The organism is Micromonospora sp. NPDC005174, from assembly GCF_040608495.1.
Lineage (GTDB): Bacteria > Actinomycetota > Actinomycetes > Mycobacteriales > Micromonosporaceae > Micromonospora.
This window is the reverse complement of sequence record NZ_JBEXIJ010000043.1, coordinates 1-19,436: the sequence shown is the minus strand read 5'-3', so window position 1 is coordinate 19,436 and position 19,436 is coordinate 1. Positions and strand designations below refer to the sequence as shown.

At 69.7% G+C, this 19,436-nt stretch carries 21 protein-coding genes and 1 pseudogene; 8 read left to right on the top strand and 14 right to left on the bottom strand.

The window, feature by feature from the left end; genetic code table 11:
* Positions 1-7 precede the first annotated feature (7 nt).
* The 7 genes from ABZU91_RS30090 to ABZU91_RS30060 are packed head-to-tail and all read right to left on the bottom strand — an operon-like array spanning position 8 to position 7,421.
* Positions 8-877, bottom strand: a complete 870-nt coding sequence (locus ABZU91_RS30090) for a sugar phosphate isomerase/epimerase family protein (RefSeq protein WP_355247784.1) — start codon at positions 875-877, stop codon at positions 8-10.
* Positions 874-2,358: a YcaO-like family protein gene (locus tag ABZU91_RS30085; protein WP_355247781.1), complete on the bottom strand. Its 1,485-nt coding sequence runs from the start codon at positions 2,356-2,358 to the stop codon at positions 874-876. Before ABZU91_RS30085 ends, ABZU91_RS30090 begins: the two co-directional genes overlap by 4 nt.
* Positions 2,355-3,182, bottom strand: a complete 828-nt coding sequence (locus ABZU91_RS30080; protein WP_355247778.1) for an MBL fold metallo-hydrolase — start codon at positions 3,180-3,182, stop codon at positions 2,355-2,357. The genes ABZU91_RS30085 and ABZU91_RS30080 overlap by 4 nt, the downstream gene beginning before the upstream one ends.
* Positions 3,183-3,184: 2 nt before the next feature.
* Complete coding sequence (locus tag ABZU91_RS30075; RefSeq protein ID WP_355247775.1) at positions 3,185-4,171, bottom strand: Gfo/Idh/MocA family oxidoreductase; 987 nt, start codon at positions 4,169-4,171, stop codon at positions 3,185-3,187.
* Positions 4,172-4,174: 3 nt separating this feature from the next.
* Entirely contained in the window at positions 4,175-5,323 is a 1,149-nt protein-coding gene (locus ABZU91_RS30070) for a class I SAM-dependent methyltransferase (RefSeq protein ID WP_355247772.1), read from the bottom strand.
* Positions 5,320-6,246 (bottom strand): HD domain-containing protein, encoded by a 927-nt coding sequence (locus ABZU91_RS30065; protein ID WP_355247769.1) that lies wholly within the window; start codon positions 6,244-6,246, stop codon positions 5,320-5,322. Before ABZU91_RS30065 ends, ABZU91_RS30070 begins: the two co-directional genes overlap by 4 nt.
* Positions 6,243-7,421, bottom strand: coding sequence for an inositol-3-phosphate synthase (locus tag ABZU91_RS30060; protein ID WP_355247766.1), 1,179 nt, complete (start codon positions 7,419-7,421; stop codon positions 6,243-6,245). Before ABZU91_RS30060 ends, ABZU91_RS30065 begins: the two co-directional genes overlap by 4 nt.
* Positions 7,422-7,565: 144 nt before the next feature.
* Between ABZU91_RS30060 and galE the strand changes: the two genes are divergently transcribed.
* Both galE and ABZU91_RS30050 read left to right on the top strand, forming a co-directional pair.
* Entirely contained in the window at positions 7,566-8,645 is a 1,080-nt protein-coding gene (galE, locus tag ABZU91_RS30055; protein WP_355247763.1) for a UDP-glucose 4-epimerase GalE, read from the top strand.
* A 273-nt stretch (positions 8,646-8,918) separates the two neighbouring features.
* On the top strand, positions 8,919-9,479 hold the full coding sequence (locus ABZU91_RS30050; protein ID WP_355247760.1) for a hypothetical protein: 561 nt from the start codon (positions 8,919-8,921) through the stop codon (positions 9,477-9,479).
* Between the two features lie 199 nt (positions 9,480-9,678).
* Here the strand turns inward: ABZU91_RS30050 and ABZU91_RS30045 are convergent, their stop codons facing one another.
* Entirely contained in the window at positions 9,679-10,056 is a 378-nt protein-coding gene (locus ABZU91_RS30045) for a VOC family protein (RefSeq protein WP_355247757.1), read from the bottom strand.
* Positions 10,057-10,136: 80 nt separating this feature from the next.
* Here ABZU91_RS30045 and ABZU91_RS30040 point away from each other — a divergent pair, with 80 nt between their 5' ends.
* Entirely contained in the window at positions 10,137-10,799 is a 663-nt protein-coding gene (locus tag ABZU91_RS30040; protein WP_355247754.1) for a winged helix-turn-helix transcriptional regulator, read from the top strand.
* 183 nt (positions 10,800-10,982) lie between these two features.
* The gene (gene pyrE / locus ABZU91_RS30035; RefSeq protein WP_355247751.1) at positions 10,983-11,507 is read left to right on the top strand and encodes an orotate phosphoribosyltransferase; all 525 of its coding nucleotides are present in this window, start codon (positions 10,983-10,985) and stop codon (positions 11,505-11,507) included.
* A 55-nt stretch (positions 11,508-11,562) separates the two neighbouring features.
* On the opposite strand, the gene ABZU91_RS30030 is transcribed toward pyrE, so the two are convergent.
* Positions 11,563-12,300: an isocitrate lyase/phosphoenolpyruvate mutase family protein gene (locus ABZU91_RS30030; protein ID WP_355247749.1), complete on the bottom strand. Its 738-nt coding sequence runs from the start codon at positions 12,298-12,300 to the stop codon at positions 11,563-11,565.
* On the bottom strand, positions 12,297-12,959 hold the full coding sequence (locus ABZU91_RS30025; protein ID WP_355247746.1) for a hypothetical protein: 663 nt from the start codon (positions 12,957-12,959) through the stop codon (positions 12,297-12,299). The genes ABZU91_RS30030 and ABZU91_RS30025 overlap by 4 nt, the downstream gene beginning before the upstream one ends.
* A 63-nt stretch (positions 12,960-13,022) precedes the next feature.
* On the opposite strand from ABZU91_RS30025, the gene ABZU91_RS30020 reads away from it, so the two are divergent.
* Entirely contained in the window at positions 13,023-13,721 is a 699-nt protein-coding gene (locus ABZU91_RS30020; RefSeq protein ID WP_355247744.1) for a winged helix-turn-helix domain-containing protein, read from the top strand.
* A 455-nt stretch (positions 13,722-14,176) separates the two neighbouring features.
* On the opposite strand, the gene ABZU91_RS30015 is transcribed toward ABZU91_RS30020, so the two are convergent.
* Entirely contained in the window at positions 14,177-15,049 is an 873-nt protein-coding gene (locus ABZU91_RS30015; protein WP_355247741.1) for a hypothetical protein, read from the bottom strand.
* Between the two features lie 78 nt (positions 15,050-15,127).
* Between ABZU91_RS30015 and ABZU91_RS30010 the strand changes: the two genes are divergently transcribed.
* Positions 15,128-15,847: a VOC family protein gene (locus tag ABZU91_RS30010; RefSeq protein ID WP_355247738.1), complete on the top strand. Its 720-nt coding sequence runs from the start codon at positions 15,128-15,130 to the stop codon at positions 15,845-15,847.
* Between the two features lie 194 nt (positions 15,848-16,041).
* Here the strand turns inward: ABZU91_RS30010 and ABZU91_RS30005 are convergent, their stop codons facing one another.
* Positions 16,042-16,404, bottom strand: coding sequence for a VOC family protein (locus ABZU91_RS30005; RefSeq protein WP_355247736.1), 363 nt, complete (start codon positions 16,402-16,404; stop codon positions 16,042-16,044).
* A 234-nt stretch (positions 16,405-16,638) separates the two neighbouring features.
* On the opposite strand from ABZU91_RS30005, the gene ABZU91_RS30000 reads away from it, so the two are divergent.
* Positions 16,639-17,001 (top strand): cyclic-phosphate processing receiver domain-containing protein, encoded by a 363-nt coding sequence (locus tag ABZU91_RS30000; RefSeq protein ID WP_355247733.1) that lies wholly within the window; start codon positions 16,639-16,641, stop codon positions 16,999-17,001.
* A gap of 110 nt (positions 17,002-17,111) precedes the next feature.
* On the opposite strand, the gene ABZU91_RS29995 is transcribed toward ABZU91_RS30000, so the two are convergent.
* Entirely contained in the window at positions 17,112-17,903 is a 792-nt protein-coding gene (locus ABZU91_RS29995; RefSeq protein WP_355247730.1) for a hypothetical protein, read from the bottom strand.
* Between the two features lie 87 nt (positions 17,904-17,990).
* Here ABZU91_RS29995 and ABZU91_RS29990 point away from each other — a divergent pair.
* A pseudogene (locus ABZU91_RS29990) lies at positions 17,991-18,182 on the top strand (SMI1/KNR4 family protein); the annotation flags it as partial.
* A 110-nt stretch (positions 18,183-18,292) separates the two neighbouring features.
* On the opposite strand, the gene ABZU91_RS29985 reads toward ABZU91_RS29990, so the two are convergent.
* The gene (locus tag ABZU91_RS29985; RefSeq protein ID WP_355247727.1) at positions 18,293-18,982 is read right to left on the bottom strand and encodes a hypothetical protein; all 690 of its coding nucleotides are present in this window, start codon (positions 18,980-18,982) and stop codon (positions 18,293-18,295) included.
* Positions 18,983-19,436 lie beyond the last annotated feature (454 nt).

Below are 19,436 nucleotides of genomic sequence, written 5' to 3'. Positions count from 1 at the left end.
CAGATCCTCATCGGACACCGACCTTCAGCTCGGTGGAGGTGCGGGATTGCTGCTCGCCGTGGCGCAGCGCGGCCAGCGCGGCAGGCACCAGCGTGTCGGCCCGATGGGCGTCCCGGGAGAGTTCGAGGCTGACCAGCCCGCGATAGCCTGCCTCGGTCAGTGCGCCGAGCACTGCGGGGAAGTCCAGGTCGCCCTCACCGGGAGCGCGGTGCTCGTGCCGGCCGCGGGGCATGTCCTCGATGGCGCAGGCGCCCAGACTGGCCGCGAAGGCGCGCACCGCGGCGGCGGGGTCGTACCGGCCGGACACGAGGCAGTGACCGGTGTCCAGGGCCAGCGTGAGACCAGGAACCTCGGCCGCGAGCCGGGCCCAGTCGTCGCAGTCGTCGATCAGCATCCCGGGCTCCGGCTCCAGAGCGCACGTCATGCCGTGCCGGCCGGCGTACTCGACGACGTCGCGGACGCCGTCGACGAGCCAGTGCCAGGTGCGGTCACGGTCGGTGCCGGGCTCGGGTACGCCGGCCCAGAACGACACGGCCTCGCTGCCCAGTTCCACGGCGACGTCCACGCAGAGACGGAGGAATTCGCGCCGCCGCGTCCGGTCGTCCTCGGCCGGCGAGACCAGGGTGGGGTGGTGCTTGCGCCGCGGGTCGAGCAGGAACCGCGCGCCGGTCTCCACCACGCTGGCGAGGCCGAGCGCGTCGAGACGGCCGGCCAACCGGCGGGTGCGCCCGGCGAGGTCGGGCGCATACGGGTCGTGGTGGGCCACGTCGAGGGTGAGCGCGACACCGTCGTAGCCGCAGTCGGCGAGCAGGACCAGTGCGTCGTCGAGCCGGTGCGACGTCATCCCATTGGTGTTGTAGGCGTATCGCAGGCTCATGTCCCACTCCGGGCGACGACGTGCCGACTCGGCTCGCGATAGAGCGGATAGAGCGGGCCGATCGTCCGGGCGACCAGGCTCAGGTCGAGCCATGCCTCGTCGCCCAGCCGTTCCCGGCCCACCGGGTCGAGGACCACCGATGCGGCACCGTCGTGCGGAGGCGCCCCGAGCCCGACCAGCGGCGAGCCCCTCTCCATCAGGCGCTCGACCCCTCGCGCCGCGATTCGCCCGTACGACATGGTTTCCGCCTCCAGTCCGGGCACGATCACCTTGACCGCCACTGCCCCGTCGCCCGGCGCGACGACGACAAGTACGTCGAACTCGGCGAGCCGGTGCAGCAGGTCGGCCAGCAGCGCGCTCGGGTCGTCGAGGCTTCCGGGCGCGACGGTCGGCAACGCGGTGAAGGGCACTGTGCTCCGCTGGGCCAGCACCACGGGTTCCAGCAGGGCGCGGAGCTGCCCGCCGTCGAGGTGCGTCCACTCGCGCATCGCGGCCAGGGCACGGGTCTCCTGTGATTCGGCCGGTCGCGCGAACTCCCGCCGCCAGTACGCCTCCGGCGTGAACCGCCGCAGCACCTCCAACGGCCCGTGGGAGAAGACCTTGCGGGAACGGGAGGAGACGTACTCCAGCAGCGCCTTGCGCAGTGCGGTCTCGCGGTCCGGGTGGGCGGCCTCCCCACACGCGGTGACCGCCAACGGTGGGGTCTCCGGCTCCCTGTCGATGCCGACGACGTGGACGTCGACCAGCCCGAAGTCGGTAGAGGCGAGCTTCGGGACGACGTCGATGTGTGCGGCCCGCAGCCGGTCCAGGGTGGCTCGGGTCACCGGGTCCCGGACCTCGTCGAGGTCGATCACCACACCGGCGTCCATGGCCCGGAAGGCGGTGGTGTTGCCGTCGCGTTGCAGCAGTTCCAGGAGGCCGTGTGCGACGGCCCGTTCGATGGTGTCGCCCGCGCCCGACCCGTTGGTGATCACCGTGATAAGCCGTTCGGCCGGGTCCTGCCAGGGCAGGTCCTCGCTCGCGGAACCGCAGAACTCCGCCGGAACCAGCACCGTCTCGCCGGTGCGCCACCGCACGGTGGGCAGCCAGGAGCGGGGCTGGTCGTCGTCGACGGTGGTGCCGGCGGGCAGCACCAGCGACCGCGGATCCACCACACCGCCGACGCCCAGCTCGGTACGAAGCTGCGCGTACGAAGCCCGCCGGGGAACCATCGCCCGTAGTTGTCCGTGCAGCAACAGGGCCTCGGCCAGCTCCCCGTACGCACCGGTGCGCGCCTGCTCGAGGGTGGCGCCGTAGCCCATCGCCGCGGCCCGGGGCCAACCGTCGCCGAGGTGGTCGGCGGAGACCACCGGCAGACCGATCCGGTCCAGCCCGGAGACGTCGAAGTCACCGACCTCGCCGGCGGGCAGCGCATCGGCGAGCCGGTCGGCGACCGACGTCGCCGAGATGGTGGGAGTACGCGGTTCGGCGGCTCGGGTCACGTCAGCTCCTCGATCGGAATGGGTCCGGCCGTCGGCTGCCCCCGCAGCTGCCGGTCGAACAGGGCTAGCACCTGCCGGCGAGAGACCGGCGCCGCGTACTCGAAGGGTGTGGCCACCGCTTCGAAGTCGAGCATCTCGACCAGGTCGCGGGCCTGCCGCACCTCGGCGTGCGAGAGCGGGACCTGGGCATGGAACGCCTTGTGGCAGGAGAGGCCGACCGGGCTCTCCCCGGCCAGCTCCACCTTGATCAGGTCACCGACGAAGAGAATCCCGCGCCGCTCGTCGTGCAGCACGCTGTGCCCGGGGAAGTGACCGCCACTGCGGTACATCACCAGGCCGGGTGCGAGCAGATGTCGATCGTCGGTGGGCCAGGTCACCTGGAACGCCTTCGTCCAGACGAGATCGTCGACACCGATCGCGAGCACCGGCGGGGCGAATGCGTCCTGAAGCTGCCACAGAGCGCCGTACCCGTGCACGTGGCTCGCCCCGAGCGCGACCAGACCACCGCGCTCGCGCAGGTCGGCGATGGCGTCGGCTGGGTACCAGCCGGCCGCCTCCCAACCGACCAGGCCGGCGTCGGTCTCGATCACCCAGCCGGTGGTGCCGAGCCCGAGCTGCGGCTCGCACCAGTAACCGGTCACGCCGGGAGCGACGACGGCCCGACGTGCCTGTCGTCCGACCGCCACCTCGTCGGCGGAGGCGAACTGCCAGCCGTCCTCGGGCAGCGCGTTGCGCACGTCCGTGCAGACCGGGCAGAACGGCGGGGACGCGAACCAGCGTTGCCAGTGGCCGCAGTTCGCGCAGGCGTACGGGCGGAGGGGCACCGTCAGTTCCTCTCCGCGGCGGTCTGCAGCAACTCGTGCAGGCGCAGGTCTCGGTCCAGAGGCCACGGCCAACCGCCTTCGCGCACGGCGGTGGAGAAGGCGCGCACCTGACCGGTGAACGGGGTCGTGTCGACATCGAACGGCACCTCGGCGGCGGTGCCGGTCGCGGCGTCGAGACGGGTGAGTGTGCCGCCGGCGGTCTGACCCAGGGTGTCCACGGCGACGAGTTGCGCGTCGGTGCCGACCACTTCCAGCCGGCGTCGAGGCAGCGGGTCGGCGGTGTTGAACGACACGTGGGCCTGGACCAGCACCCCGCTGCCAGTTGCCCCGGCCAGCAGGGCGCCGTCGTCCACCGGGTAGGGATGCACCCGCCGATGTGTCCGCACGGTCAGCTCGACCAGGTCCTCGCCGAGCAGCACACCGACCAGGTCGACGCCGTGCGGGGCCAGGTCCACCAGGGCCCCGCCGCCGGAACGGGCCCTGTCGATCCGCCAGTTGTCGTGCGGTCGACCGTCGGGACTCCACCGCTCGGGCAGCCAACAGCCGTACACGATCCGGATCGCTGTCACCGTGCCCAGTTCACCGTCGGCGACCATCGCGGCGATGCGCTGGTGGGCGGGATGGAACCGCTGGTCGAACGCGGCCCCGGCGAGGGCGCCACCGGCGGCGTCGACCAGTCGACGGGCATCGGGCACGGTCGCCGCCAGAGGCTTCTCGCACAGCACCGGCAGCCCTGCCTTGGCCACCGCCGCCACCACGTCGGCGTGCGTGTGGTTGGGGGTCGCGACGTGTACCGCCTCGACCTCCGGGTGATCGAGCAGCTCGTGCAGATCGGTGGTGGCCACCCGATCCGGGGCGAGCCCACCGGCGGCGCTCGGATCCGGGTCGCAGGCGGCGACGAGCCGGTGCCCGGCCGCGCGGATGGCCGGGGCCACGTGGTCACGGGCGACCCAGCCGCAGCCGACCACACCCCACCCGACCGGCTTCACCGCTCACCACCGCTCAGGCAGGTCGAGGAGAAGGCGACGTCGCACCGCGTCCGGGCCCGGGTCCGTCGGCCAACGCTCCGGCAGGTACGCGGCGGCCCGGTCGCCGTACTCGGCGGCCCACCGCGGGTCGGGCCAGCAGCGGACCCCGTCGGTGTAGAGCGGATTGGGTCGCAGCCGGCTCGCCGGCGCGGGCCCCAGCAGGGCGGCGTCGGCCGGTGCGTCGCCGGCGTCGCGGGCCAGGCCGACAGCCTCGGTGCCGATCAGGGCGGCGGGGTCAGCCGGGGCGGGCAGCTGCCCGGCCGCCGCCGCTGCGGTCAGTTCTTCCTCGCTGTACGCGGTGGCACCCGGCAGCAGGGCCGTCCAGCTGTCGGGTGACAGCGGCAACCCGGTCGTACCGGCGGGATGCTGTGCGTTGTGCAGGTGACCGAGGAGCACCGCACCGTCGGGGCCGGCGCAGGCGAGCGCGGCGGTGACCACGGCAGCCTTGTCCGCAAGGAAGTACAGGGCGTCGTGGCAGGCCACGTGGCGAGGTGCCGCCGGAGGTGGTAGCGGCCAGGGTGCGGTCAGGTCGGCGCACACCAGCGCCACCGGCACGTCGGGCGGCAGCACGAACCGGCGGGCCAGCCAGAGCTTGGCGAAGACCACGTCGACGCCGGTCAGATCGCGGTGGCCGTGCAGGACCAGGTGTCGCAGCAGGTGCCCGGCGCCGCAGGCCAGATCGACCACCGGCCGACCGTGCGGCGGGTGTGCGGCGGTGAGCGCCAGGGCAGCCAGCCAGCTCGGGTCGGACCAGCGGTGCAGGAAGTAGACCCCGACCCGGCCGAACCCGAGCAGCTCCACCGCGTCGCGCAGGGTGCTGGCACGTAGCGCCGCACGCAGTTGGTCAGCCGGCGGCGTCGGGCCGTCCCACCAGTCGTCGGAGTCGGCGAGCAACGTCACCGCGGCCTGGTCCGGATCGCCCGCGTCCAGTGCGGCCACCGCCTGCTCCCGCAGGTCGTCGCGGTCGGGACGCAGCCAGGGGATGGAGTCCACCACCGGCCAGCGGCGCACCCCGTCGGTGAGAGTGCACGACGTGTCGGCGTGCAGGGGCGTGCCGTCGGGTCCCCGCCACCGGGTCGCTGTGGCGGCGGGCACCGCGCGGACGGCGGTCACAGCCCCGCCGCCCGCAGGACCGCCCGTTGGTAGTCCACCACCGGGCCGTCGTGCACGAGAGCCAGGTCCACCAGGGCCTGCTCAACGGTGAACGCGGCGGCGCGGGCGTGATGGTGCACCTGGAGCACCCGGTCCAGCACGTCCGCGCTGTGGAAGGTCCGTCCGAGTGGCGTGTCGGCGTCCACCCGGAACGCCAGCACCGCGCTGACCCGGGCGGCCACCTGCTCCGGCAGTTCGGCCAACTCCCACCCGGTGAGCCGGTCGGTCATCGGCTCCAGGTAGTCGCCGAGCAGCATCTCACCGGCGAAGCCCGCGTCGGGTAGCCGGGCGTTGTGCAGGTGGTGGGCCAGACCGAGCAGGAACGCCTGCGCCGGGTCCGCGCCGGTGTCGTCAGCGAGCAGCGCCCCGTACACGGCCACGGCCCAGCAGTGCTCGGCATGGTTCTCAGCCGGCTCGACCACCAGGCGTGGCCGTCCCGCGGCGGTGGCACCGGCGCGCGGCTGTCGGCGCAGGGCCGTCACGAACGACGGGACCGGCGCGTCGGGCAGGGATTGGGCAACCAGTCGCGGCAGCGCCGCTCGCACCCGGCGTCCGGTGTCCGGGTGCAGCGAGCCGACAAGCTCGTCGACAGCGCGGGCCAGGACGTTCTCCACCTCGGCCTCCGCCAGTCCGCAGGCGGTGAGGGTGGCCGCGTCCATCCCACCGAGGCGGGCCCCCGCCAGCGCGGCGGCGCACTCGCGGTCGGCGACGTCCGCCGGGTCGGCACCGGCGACGATGGCCGCCCACGCTCGGGAGAACGCCCGTTCGGCCACCGAGCCCTCGGCGTGGGCCACCCGGACCCGTTTCAGGTCGCCGATCTGGCGCAGCGTGGGTGTCACGGCGGCCAGTCGGTCGACCGGCGGGGCCGCCAGCGCAGTGGTCATGCCGCCGCGTCCAGCCAGTCCAGCAGTGTCCGCTCCTGCGCGTGCAGCGCGTGTTCGGGTGTCCGGCCGTCCCGGGTCATCGGGGCCTTGAAGAAGTAGCCGAGTTGCTCCTGCGCGCCGCTCTCACCCCGGCGGGCGGCCTCCGCCATCAGCCGTGCCAGGTCCAGCACCAGTGGCGCGGCGAGGATCGAGTCCCGGCAGAGGAAGTCCACCTTGAGCTGCATCCGCTGCCCGAGGAAACCGATCAGGTCGATGTTGTCCCAGGCTTCCTTGGCGTCACCGCGCGGCCGGTAGTAGTCGATCCGGACCACGTGGTCGTCCACGTCGTAGCCGAGGATCTGGTTGAGCACCGAACCCTTGGTGTCCAGTTTGCTGGCCAGCGACGACGGGTCGTCGAGGATCTGCCCGTCCCGGTTGCCCAGGATGTTCGTCGAGTACCAGCCCTCCACCGTCAGCGCCCGGGAACGGAAGGCCGGAGCGAGCACCGTCTTGACAAGCGTCTGGCCGGTCTTCCCGTCCTTACCGGCGACCGGCACGCCCTCCCGCTCGGCCAACTCCAGCAGCGCGGGCACGTCGGCCCCCAGACTGGGCGTGAAGTTGACGTAGGGGCAGCCCTCCCGGATCGCCGCGTAGGCGTAGAGCAGACCGGGGGTGATGACCGGATCGTCGGCGTCCAGCCCGGCCTCGAACCCGTCGACACTCTGCAGCGCCGGTGACGCCGGATCCGGTCGGGCCTCGGTGGAGGCCAGGTTGACCACCACCACCCGTTGCGCGTCCTGCGCCGACCTGAACCGGCCCAGGTCGGCGCGCAGGTGTGACACCCGTTCACGCAGCGGCCCGATCGGCACCACGTTCGCCCCGGTAGCGTTCCGGCAGTACGCCGGGTCCGCCACGGCCGGCCAGGGCTGGATCTGCCCCAGTGGCCCCGCGACGGTGTCCAGGTGGGCTGGCTCCACCACTCGGTGCAGGTGCGCCGCCTTGGCCAGGTCGTCCGGAGCCAGGTCCCAACCCCCGAAGACCATCGACTCGTAGGGCACCAGATCAGTGCGGTGCGCCAGGGGCAGTCCGGACATGTCCGTCATGCCCAATCGCAGCAACTCCACCCCGGCTATCGCCGTGGTCGCGACCGCTCCACCCAGTCCGACCACCGCGACCCCGATGCGCTCCTCCGTCATGCCGCCTCCTGATTCGACCTGCACGTCCGACCCGAGCCGCCGCCTACCCGGCCAGTCGCGGATCAGTCATCGGTATTCGTCGACGCCCCGGCGGTGCACCTATCGGTCGATTTCCCAGGTCAACGGCCTTGCGCTGTGCAAAGAATGCAGCAGAGTGCGACGCGTTGTCGGGTGCCGGCCGGGGGAGGTCTGCTCGTGAAGGTGCTGATCGCGGGTGGGGCAGGCTTCATTGGAAGTACCATCGCGTCCGCTCTGATCGACACGGGCCACACACCAGTGGTGCTGGACAGCCTGGTAACCGGTCGCCGCGAATTCTGCCGGGGGCGGTCCTTCCATGTCGGCGACATCGCGGACGCGGACGGGGTGGACCGGCTGTTGACGCGGCATCCGGACATCGACGCGGTTATCCACTGCGCGGCCCTGATCGCGGTGCCGGACTCGGTCGCCCGGCCGGTGGACTACTACCGGGCAAACGTCTCCGCCACCCTGGAGTTCGTCGACCGACTGCTCGCGCACGGCGTACACCGGCTGATCTTCAGCTCGTCCGCGGCCATCTACCGGCCGGACGCGGATCTCGGCGTCGACGAGGTCTCGCCACTGGACGCCACCAGCCCCTACGCGCAGACCAAGCTGGTGGTGGAACGGATGCTCGCCGACATCGCGGCAAGCAGTCCACTGAGGGTGCTGTCCCTGCGCTACTTCAATCCCATCGGCGCGGATCCGGCGCTGCGCACCGGGCTCCAGGTCGCCACGCCCTCGCACGCCCTGGGCCGGTTGATGCAGGCGCACCAGACCGGCGTGCCGTTCTCGGTCAACGGTCTGGACTGGCCGACGCGCGACGGTTCGGGGCTGCGTGACTACGTCCACGTCTGGGACCTGGCCGACGCCCACCTTCGGGCACTGGACCGGTTCGACGACATCTTCGCCGTCGGCGGTGCTCCGCACACCGCCCTCAACCTGGGCAGCGGCACCGGCACGACGGTGCTGGAACTGGTCGCGGCGTTCAACGCGGTGGTGGACCGTCCGGTTCTGGTCCGCGAGGCACCACGGCGCCCCGGAGACACGGCCGGTGCCTTCACCCGTAGCCGCCGGGCCTGGGAGGTGCTGGGGTGGCGGGCACAGCGCGACCTGTCCACCGGGATCGTCGATTCCCTGGCCTGGCACGACCGGCGCGGCCAGGTGCTGGAGGACCTGGCGGCTCGCCGCCGGCAACTGGCCGGCTGACTGGACGGCACCAATGGTCGAGAATGGCCGGACGCTCCGGCAGAATCGGCCGACCGTTTCGCACGTCCGCACCTGAAGTGAGCGGGCCGCCCCCGCATTCACGGAAACGCCGAATCCGTCGATCCGCAATCCGGACCAGTAAAATCGCTGCTCCCGCGCCCTGTCGCAATACTGACAGGGCGCGGCTTGGCTCCCATACGGCAGACTCGCCGCGTGAGCAGCACTGCTTTCTACATCACCGCCGCCATCAGCGGACTCATCACCGTGATCCTGGTGGCCGCGTTCTTCTATCTGCGCAAACACAGCAACAAATGGGCGATCATCTCCTTCGTGGCGATGGTCCTCTTCGGATTTGCCGCTGTCGCCCAGCTCGCCGTCGCCGCAGCACCGGAAGAACCCGATGGCGAGAGGACCGCCTCCACACCAACTCCGAGCGTCGTACCGACCACGTCGAGCCCGACACCCGAGGATCTGCGCTATCAGCTCAGCTCATCGCCCGGCGACCCGCACACGGTCAAGGTCACGGCCACCGCATCCGGGGAGCCGGAGTCGGGGCTGACGTACTGGTTCGTCGTCGAGGTGAACTATGGCGACGGAAATATCGACTACTACCCCCGGCGGAAGATGACCGGACGGTCGACGTCATTCGACCTGACGATCCCGGCGAACGCGAACACCAAATTCGCTCGGAACGGCCGGGTATATGCGCTGGACGACGCTCAGAACTCCCAAGCCGAGGACCTGCTGACGCGGCAAGGGGCCACCGGCGTCAACGACTTCTTCGACGAGGCGACCGGCCAGCCGGTATCGGACCCGGTCAAGCTCCCCTACTGACGCTGAAGGCCCGGCGAGGGACGGGCAGGCGTACTCATGCTTGGCCGGCCCATCGGCCTTGCCGTGGATTCAGGCGGGACGGCGGGTGGTACTCGCTTGACATGGACGCCCGCCGCTTGGATGTCGTACCCGTAGGGCAGGCCGTGGACGGAGTACCAATAGCTCGGATCGGGCTCAGACCGGGCCAGTCCCTCAGCGATCACACGGCCCAGGCCGGACCGGCGAGGCCGACCAGGTTACCTTCCGGGTCGGTGAAATGGCCGACGACGAGGTCTCGGCCGGGCGCCCGATCCGGGCCCATCCGGCGGATCCCGCCGAGGCGCTCGGCCTGCTGTAGCGCGGCCTCCACGTCGGGCACCCCGACGTAGAACACGACATGCGGGTCGAAGCCCGTGCCCCCGCCAATTCCGCCGGGAACCCCGTCGAGCTCGGCGAACCCGTAGTCGCCGGCTGCGGAGATCGACGGCGCCACCGAGCCTTCCGTGTCGAACCGCCAGCCGAACAGCTGTCCGTAGTAGCCGCGCAGCTTGGTCGGATCCGTACCGATGATCTCGAAGTGCACCACTGGCTGTGCCATGGCCGACTCCTCTCGCTCGTCAGCCCTCACCATAGGTCTGCTAGTTGTGAAGAACAACCACGAGGTTGTAAGTTTCTACCATGCCGACCACCCGCAGCTACGGCGACGCGTGCCCGATCGGACGCAGCCTGGACGTCGTTGGGGAGCGGTGGGCGTTGCTGGTCGTGCGCGAGTTGCTGCTCGGCCCGCGGCGCTTCTCCGACGTGCGGCGCGGCCTGCCCGGGGCCAGCTCCAACCTGATCGCCGACCGGCTGCGCGAGCTGGAGGGCCGCGACGTGATCCGCCGCCGCAAGCTACCGCCGCCGGCGGGCTCCTGGGTCTACGAGCTGACGCAGCGGGGGCGGCGACTCGAACCCGTCCTCCTCGCGCTGGGCGAGTGGGGTGCCGACGTACCGCGGCCGCCAGAGCCGTTCGCGCTCAGTGCCACGTCCGTCCTGCTGTACCTACGCACTGCCGGGCACCCTGACGCCGGAGCCCCGCCTGCGACCTACCGTATCGAGTTCCGCGAGCGCAGCGTCGACGGTAAACCGGGCGGCAGAAACGAAAGCGTCGAGATCTGGACCGTGCGGACCCGGGACGGCCGCATTCACGTCGAGGCGGGCGGGCCGCCCCACGCCGACGCGGGGATCAGCACCAGCCCGCGCGCCTTCAATGACCTGCTCGCCGACCCGTCCACACTGGATGCTTTCGAGATAACCGGCGACCGGGACGCGCTACGACGGCTGGTGCGCGTCATCCCATGACGCACCCGTCACCGGATGCTCCGCACCAGTAGGTCGATCGAGCTGAGACCCGCGTCAATGCGGCGGTAGGACGCCTTGATCGAATGGGTGCCTGTGGCGATGCGGTCGCCCTCTACGCGCGGATCGCGGCATGAGAGGAAGCTCGGGCGGCCACACCGGGCAGGGTCATGCGAGGCTGATTGCGTGACTCCCCCGCTCGCGCGTCGCGTCTACGACGCGTGCCATCTGACCGGGTCGTTCCGCCTCCGCTCGGGGCAGGTAAGCGACGAATACTTCGACAAGTACCTGTTCGAGGCGCAGCCCGGCCTGTTGCGTGAGGTGGCCGAGGCGATGGTCGTCCTGCTGCCGGAGTGCGATGTGCTGGCTGGGATGGAGATGGGCGGCATACCGATCGCGACGGTGATGTCGCAGCTGACCGGGCTGCCGACCGTCTTCGTCCGGAAGCAGGCCAAGGAGTACGGCACGGGCAGGGCAGCCGAGGGCGGCCCCGTGGACGGCCGGCGGGTCGTGGTGATCGAGGACGTGGTCACCACCGGCGGGGCGTTGCTGGCGTCGTGCCGGCAACTGAGGGCCAGTGGCGCCGTTGTCGACTCGGTCATCTGCGCCATCGATCGCGAGCAGGGTGGACGACAGAATCTCGCGGCCGAGGCGCTGCGGCTACGCGCCGCTCTCACCCGTCGCGATCTGGAGTCCTCCTTGACGGCGTGACAAGTGCAGGAGCGAATGGTTGATCTTGCCTGTGCAAGCCATGGTTTCGTTGGCGTCACTGTGCCGTCGACCAGATATTGACCTGGGCGTAGGGCGGCAGGTTCGGTCGTACGGCGAGGCCGTCGCGGACGGCTTCCGCGGTGTCCAGGGACGCCGCCAGGGCGGCGCGGAAGAGCAGGGAGCCGGTGCTGATGCGTCGGACGCCCAGTTCTGCCAGGGCCGCGACGGTGTGCCGGCCAGGTAGGAACAGGATGTTGACCGGTACGTCGACCGCCGCCACGACGGCGCCGACATCGGCCGGCTCCGCCAGACCGGGCACGAATACCCCGTCGGCGCCGGCGTCCGCGTAGAGCCGTACCCGGCGTAGGGTCTCGTCGAGGTCGCCGGGGCGCTGCCAATGAGTGTCGGTCCGGGCGTTGACGAACAGTTGGGGGACCTCCCGCTTCACCACTCGGATCAACGCCGCGTGCGCTTCGGCGGGTCCCATGTTGTCTTCCATGTTGACGCCGACCGCGCCGGCCGCAGCCACGGCGACCGCGGTGCCGACCGACCCGGTCTCGATGTCGACGGTGAGGTGTACCGGCAGTTTCGCCAGGGCGCGCGTCAGGCGCAGCGTCTCGGCGTCGGCGGCGCCCGCGCCGTCGGGGAGGCCCGCTGCGGCCGCGACGCCAAGGCTGGTGGTGCCGAGTGCGGGAAAGCCGGCCTCGACCAGACACCGGGCTGACGCGACGTCCCACACGTTCGGCAGGACAAGCGGGTCGCCGCTGCGGTGAAGGGCGGCGAAGTCCCTCATACGAGGGCTCCTTCGACGAGTGCGAGGGCATGTGCGTGTCCGGGGCAGCGACGTGGCCCCGCCCCGAATGCCAGATCGCCTGCCAGCCGCACCTGCACCACCTCGCCGGCTTCGACCGTGACGTCACCGACGATGGCTGTGACGAGCGCCTGCCGCTTGGTCGCCGGGACCGGCGGGTCGTCGCGTAGCACCTCGTCAACGGGGCGGTGTCGGGCCCGTTCGGTCATGGCCACGGTGGCCTCGCAAGCCTGCACGAGTAGCCCGATGCGGGCCGCGGTCGGCTCGTCAAAGACGCCGCCGAAGGCCGCAACCAACCGGCCGACCGCCGCGTCCGCCCTGGATTCGTCGCCGGTGCCGGGCTGGTAGGCCTGCGCGACATCGCGTACGAGGTCTTCGACGGGCTCGTCGACGCCCATCTTGCCGGCGAGGACCGCCACCGGATGCATCGGGCCGTAGCCGCGGAGGGACTCCGGCGGGATCGCGTCCAGGATCGCGATGCAGAGCGCGCGACGGTGCTCGTGGGCCTCTCCGGTACTGAAGCGGCCGACCGTGGCGCGTAGCCAGGCGACTCCGGCGGGCCCGGACGGGACCGGGGGCACCACGAAGGCCGGGTTGTTCAGGACGGCAAAGGCCGCGTCGCGGCCGTTGATCTGCTGCATGAGGCGACGGTACGGTCGGGATCGTTCGGCGGCGGCCGAAAAGAAGCGACCTACGCTGGGTGCGTGACCTCAGCCTCCGACCTGGCGTCGCTCGCGACTCTGCTGGCTGACGAGAGCCGGGCCGCAATGTGCCTCGCGCTGCTCGACGGGCGCGCGTGGACCGCGGGCGAGTTGGCGGCGCACGCGGGCATCGCACCCTCCACTGCGACCCAGCACCTGCACCGCCTCATCGACGGCGGGCTGCTCGTCGAGCGACGCCAGGGTCGTCACCGATACGTACAACTCGCCGGCGCGTCCGTCGCGCAGCTTCTCGAGGACCTGTCGGCCCGGATCGAGCACCGCCCGGCTTCGCCGCGAGGGCTGCGGGAGGTGACGGCGAACTCGGCCCTGCGACGTGGCCGCACCTGCTACGACCACCTCGCCGGACGGCTCGGCGTGGCGGTGACCGACGCGATGACCCGCGCGGGACTGCTGGACCAGGCCGGCGGCTTCGCCCTGACCGCGGCCGGCCTGGCCTGGCTCACCGACACCCTCAGGCTGAGCCCCGAAGACCTACGGCCCGGCAACCGACCCCTCGCACGCGGATGCCTCGACTGGACGGAACGGCGGCAGCACCTAGCCGGGTTGGCCGGGGCGAAGCTGTGTGAGACGTTCCTCGCCAACGATTGGGTGGCCCGAATTGGATCCGGTCGGGCGGTGCGGCTCACTCCGAACGGAAAAGCAGCGCTGCGGGACCTCCTAGGCCTTGCCGACGTCGACTGACGGGTGCCTGCGCAGCAGACGAACACCGCCGAAAATACCCGCCCTCCGGGAATTGTGACGCAACCACATCGACTCCGAACACCCGCATCCGCATGTGCAAACGCCGCCTTACCGCTCCGCGGGGGTGCCGACGCTGACGCCCTTGGATCGGCCGAAGAGTTCTCCAGACTGAAGGGCCTGGTCACGCCCGCCCGTGGGATCGGTGTTTCGAACTAAGAAACCCAACGGATTCCAGCAAGTTCGCCTGCAGAGCTCCACAAGGATCTGCAGCAATCCGACAGACGTCTCCTCAGGCACACCGAGACGTTGGCCGGCGCCAGTCATCCCGGGAGCAGCAACACCTAACGGCGCTACCGGTCTAGCCTGACACGCCGGGCGTGGTCAGATTGGCGCAAAGGTGCTCGAGTGCCGCACTCCCGAGCGCAGAGCAGTCCTCTCACCATCCCGGTGGGGTATCAGTTGATGGTGCCCTCGATCTTGTCAGTCAGTTCGAGGATGTCGGGGACCGCGTCCAACACGGTGACCTCGACCAGGGCGCCATGGCGGCCGTAGCGGCGGCGGTACTCGGCATACGGGTAGTCGGCGATCGGCAGCCAGGATCGATGCCCCCGCAGGGGGTGGTTCTTCTGCATCACGGCACCGGAGTTGAGCCGGCAGAGTTCGATTCGTGGGCCATGTCGCTCGACGAGGGCACGGGTGTCGACGTGCAGGACCACCTGGTCCTCGGTGCGGTACTCCTTTGCTTGACGCAGCCGATCCAGCCGCTCACCGCTGGCCCAGAAGAAGACCCGAGAGTTGATGGCCGCGAGGTACTCGGCCAGCGACGAGTCTGGATCGATCTTCTCCGTAACGAACTTCATGGGCTTCTGATCACGAATTACGGCAGGCGCCAGGCCGGGCGCGCGCAGAACGGTGGACTGCTTGCGAGGGGCGTTCAGGAGTCGGTCGCGCTCGGCCGGATCAAGGTCGAATAGTTGGATCAGTCGCTGTGTGGATAGGAGGCCGTGTCGTCGTACGGATGGCCACGCGGTCGCCGACATCGTGTGGAAGACCTGCGGATGCTGCGCGATCAGTTCCTCGACGTCCATGACCGCCATCATGCCGAAAGCCGCCGGGCACCCGTCAGGGGCGGTCGTGCAAGACCCATGCGGCGATACCCGAGGCCCGGCAGCGGTTGCAGTGCCGGCAAACGTCGGGTACGTCGGACGACAGTTCAAGCGCAGTCGCGCGGGGCGCGGCAGATCCGGGTGCCTGATCTTGGCGAGACGTATGGCAGGCAGGATCGCACCGCTCATGGTTCGGCTGGAAAGCTTTGCGTTCTGGGTCATCAGCCGATCGGATGACCGAAGGCGACGATCGGCTATTTCCATGTGCGACGGACACCCTGCGACGCTTAGGAAGGAGGCATGACCAACGAGCGGACCGTTCCCCTCCTGCCGTGCGCATCCATCGACGACATCGGAACCTTCTACGGAGTTCTCGGTTTCCGCACCACGTACAAGCAACGCAAGCCCAACGCGTGTGTGGGGGTTCAGCGGGAAGACCTGCATCTGCAGTTCTTCGAGATCGCCGAATTTGACCCGGAGCAGTCCTATGGCTCCTGTCTCGTACTCACCGCGGACATCGAGGGACTACACCGGGCATTCGCGGCCGGCATGCGCGTCGCGTACGGCAAGGTACTGGTGTCCGGAACGCCGCGGATGACCCGGCCCAGGGCGCGAAAGAACGCAGACGGGTTGGGCGGGTTCAGCGTCATCGACCCGGGCGGCAACTGGATCCGCGTCTTTCGGGACGCCGCCACCGCGCCCATGCCGGCCGCCACGCCTGCCGGGCGGCTGGCCAAGGCCCTGGCGAATGCCGTCGTGCAGGCCGATTCCAGGGGGAGCGTCGAACAGGCCGTTCGGATCCTCGACAGCGCGTTGGCCCGCACGCAAGCCGACGATGACCCGGTCGAGCAGGTAGAGGTCCTGGTCTATCGCGCCGAACTCGCGATGGTGCTGCACGATCCGAAGACTGCGGCCGAGATGCTGGCCCGCGCCCAGTCCGTCGCGCTCACGGAAGACGAATCCGAAAGAGCGGCATCCGCGTTCGACAACGCCGCCGAACTCGCGGCAGCACTGCGGTGACTCACCATACGAACGCCTCCCCCAACTCGACAGAGTCGGACGTCCGAGAGCCTGGCCGATCGCGCGCGTCGCTGCAGAGGAGTGTGTCGACGCCTGCACGCTTTCGCGGCCGCCTGTGATCAGTGTGCAACGACGACGGTGCGCGTACGACGCCATCAGCAGGTCTCGGATGCTCGGTCGAAAGCCCGACCAGATCACTCCCGGTAGTACTGCACGACGCAGAACTCGTTGTCCTCCGGGTCGGTCATGACGAGGACTGCGCCCTCCTGGTAGTCATGCCGTTCACCTGTCCACCGCCCGCCCAACATCTCGATCCGATCGACCGCATCGTCAACGTCGGTAACGGCGATGTCGAGGTGTAGTCGCGTCTTGCCGGCCTTGGGCTCCGGGACCGGCTGGAATGTCAGCACCGGACCGCCCCCGGCAACAGTGACGCGCCGCCAGCCGGGAAGAGACTCCGTTGCGCGTCCTCCAAGCACCACAGACCAGAAGTCAGCCAGTCGCTGCGGATCCCGGCAGTCGACCGTGACTCCGGCAAGTCGGCCCAGTGTCTCCACGACACCGACCATAGCGACAATGTGCAGCCCGCTCCCACGGGGGCGCACTCAACTTGGCATGAGCGCACGGGCCGGCCGACAAGCCGGGCCCTGCCCGTCGACATCCATGACAGCGACATCGCCACGATCGCCTACTGTCCACCGGTAGTCACGAGGGATGACCTTGGTGCCGACGCGCGCGGTCGGTGGTGAATCCGGATTTCGGATCCTGACGTTGCCAGGCATCATCGTCGCGTGGATGCCCGCCGAACGATCGTTTTAATCGATGACCTCCGTTCGTTCGCGGACGGCCGACGCGCCGAGGTGGCCCGCACCAGTGCCGCGGGAGTGGACCTCCTCTGTCGGTACCGGTACCGGCGCCTCGACGAGCTGTGGCTGGACCACGACCTCGGCGGGGACGACACGATCTGGCCTGTCGTGCAGATCCTCGAACGGGCCGCCTTCGACAACCGCCCCTTTGACGTCGGCGTCATCAACGTCCATTCCGCCAACCCGGCCGGTGCCGCAAAGATCACCCAGGTCCTACGGCACTGGGGGTATCGCGTCCGCGTCGCGTCGGGCACCACGAAAATCGGCTATTTCGACTCCCCCGCGTGAGCCGACTGGCACGAGCGCAACCTCCAACGGCTGTCACACTCGGATGGCGCCTGCGATGACACGGTCATGATCTGCGCAGCCTGATCCGCTAGGAGTTGACGAAGTCGCCGCTACCGGCAGCCGCCGTGCACGAAGGGCTGCACAGCCCAGTAATGAGCGGCCGCCGTCGGCACCGGGTCGACGGCGAGAACCCACTCGTCCCCAAGGGTGCCGATAACGAGATCGCCCTCCTCGAACCGCAGCACCAAACCCGCGCAGACCGCGTCAACGTCGTGGCCGACGATCACAGCGCCGTCGGTGAGCCGGGCGCCGATGAACCCGGACAGCAGGTCCGGGTGTCGCGCCGGGCCGACCCTGGTCTCTGCGTACTCGTCCATGTCGTAGGAGCGGTACGGATATTCCTTCGCGAGCAGGAGTTCGTCCCCACGACCGTGCAGACCGACCGGCATCGCGTCTGCGAAAAACAGCCACGCGTGCAGCAGGCTCTCGGCATCCGGACCACGCCGTCCCTCACACCAGTACCGGGCCTCCGTCACGGCGTCGAGCCGTCGGCCCACCATGCTCTTCAGCCACGACGCGACCATCTCGGGATCGCCGAAGCCTACGTGCGGCATCGGGCGCTCTACGCGCAGCGCCTGCCACACTGCTCGGGAGGTGGCCTCGTGAACGTCGCCCACGCTGGTGTCGGCTTCTGTGGTGACGATGTCGGTCACGGTTACCCTCGCTGCGGCGGGGAGTCCATGCAGAGCCCATCGAGCGCCGAGCGCCGCTTCCCGCCGGTGTTCGTCGACCACGACGGCGGTCACCTCCACGTCAGGCTGGCCCGACGGTGCGACCTCGACGGTGACCTGAGCGAATCGCGAAAAGCGATTCGTCTGCCGCAGGAGGCGGAACGTCGTCACGGCTCTGATGGTTTCAGGCAGGCTCCAGGTCCCGGCAGGTAGGCCCAGTACATCGGCCGGGCCGGCGATCGGTGACGCGGCTCCCAGCTGCGAGAGGTGGAAGCGCCACTCGGGCGCAAACTACGCGCCGCGTACATCGACTTGACCCGGCGACACAACGACGGACCGTTGACTCGTGACGCCCACCCCTCGCCCAGCCGAACCTCCTGGTCCGCAAACTACGTGGCGGTGTCCACCCTGGCGGCGATCGGCCAGACTGCCCCCTTCAGCCTGTGCGGCGGGCTCGGCGACGCCATCTGAATAACCGAGTGGGGGTACTCCGAGGCTCCTCAGAGGAGGGTGCGCGTCGGGTGACCAACACAGGCAAGCCGATGGTGCGCACGACAGCCTTAACGATCATCGGCGCCTTCCGGAGTGGCACCGACGAGCGTTGCGAACGCTCTCCGCGTGGCGATGGACGGAGCAGCAATCGCGCTCCACAGCGCACTACCTCCCGCTACGGCCACGGCGACTTTCGCCACTCCTTCAAATCGGTAAACCGCGTCGCACCTCTGGTTCATAGCCCACCCGCTCGTTGTCGGAAGCGGGGTAAGCCGGGTCTTCAGCGCGTCAAGCGCGCCGACGGGCAGTGGATGGTCGAAATCGGCCCACACCTCGCCCTTCCAGAGCACCGCATCCCACGCAGCGGTGAAGGCGTAGTCGGAGAACGTGCCGACGTAGCGGCTTCCCGATGTACAAGCGTCGTCGTCCGGATCGACGAGGTACACCTGCGGGTCGTCGTCAGCGGAAGAGGCCTCCACGACCCACCTGCAACAGTGCTGGCTGTCGGTCTCCAACAGCAGGTATCCAGACGCGAGGAACCGGATAACCGTCTGGTTGGTGAAATCCTGCGTCCGCGTGACCAGGTTGGAACTAATCGAGGCCAAGCGCCGGTCACCGCCGAACAGATACCACTCACGGACTGCTTCCGGCAGCCGCCCTCTAACCCATCTCTCGAGCGCGGCCAGTTCGGTACCTGCCGCCGCGTCCCCCTCGAACCCGCCAAGGATCTCGTACGCTGCCGCGTTCCACGTCATCACGGAGGCGATCACACCATACGAACCGAATCCACCTGACGGTGACGACAATGCTCGCCCTGTCTGGAAGTCCTACCGCCTCCGCTGCGGAGCCAACGTCGACCCCTTCGGTCTCGCCGAAGAGGTCTCCGCTGCGTAGCGTCCCAGCCGTCGTGGGTGTCCACCGAGTTGATGTCCCCAAGGACCAGCAGTCCGTGCTGCACGGGTATGCAGAAAAAGCCGAGGAAGTCGTCTGGCCTCATCCGAGCTCGCTTCGATCGGGGAGCTCGCCGCGGAGGGGCACGATAACGAGGCCTTACGCCCGCTCATCGGCAGATGTGCGGGCTTGCCATTTCAAGTCACCGCTGAAGGGTGCCGGTCTCAGAGCGCGTTTGGTTTGTGGGTTGGGCGGGTGTGTCGCACAGCCGGTCCGATCGATGAGGGTGATTCGGTCGGTAGACGGGTATGGATCGAGTGC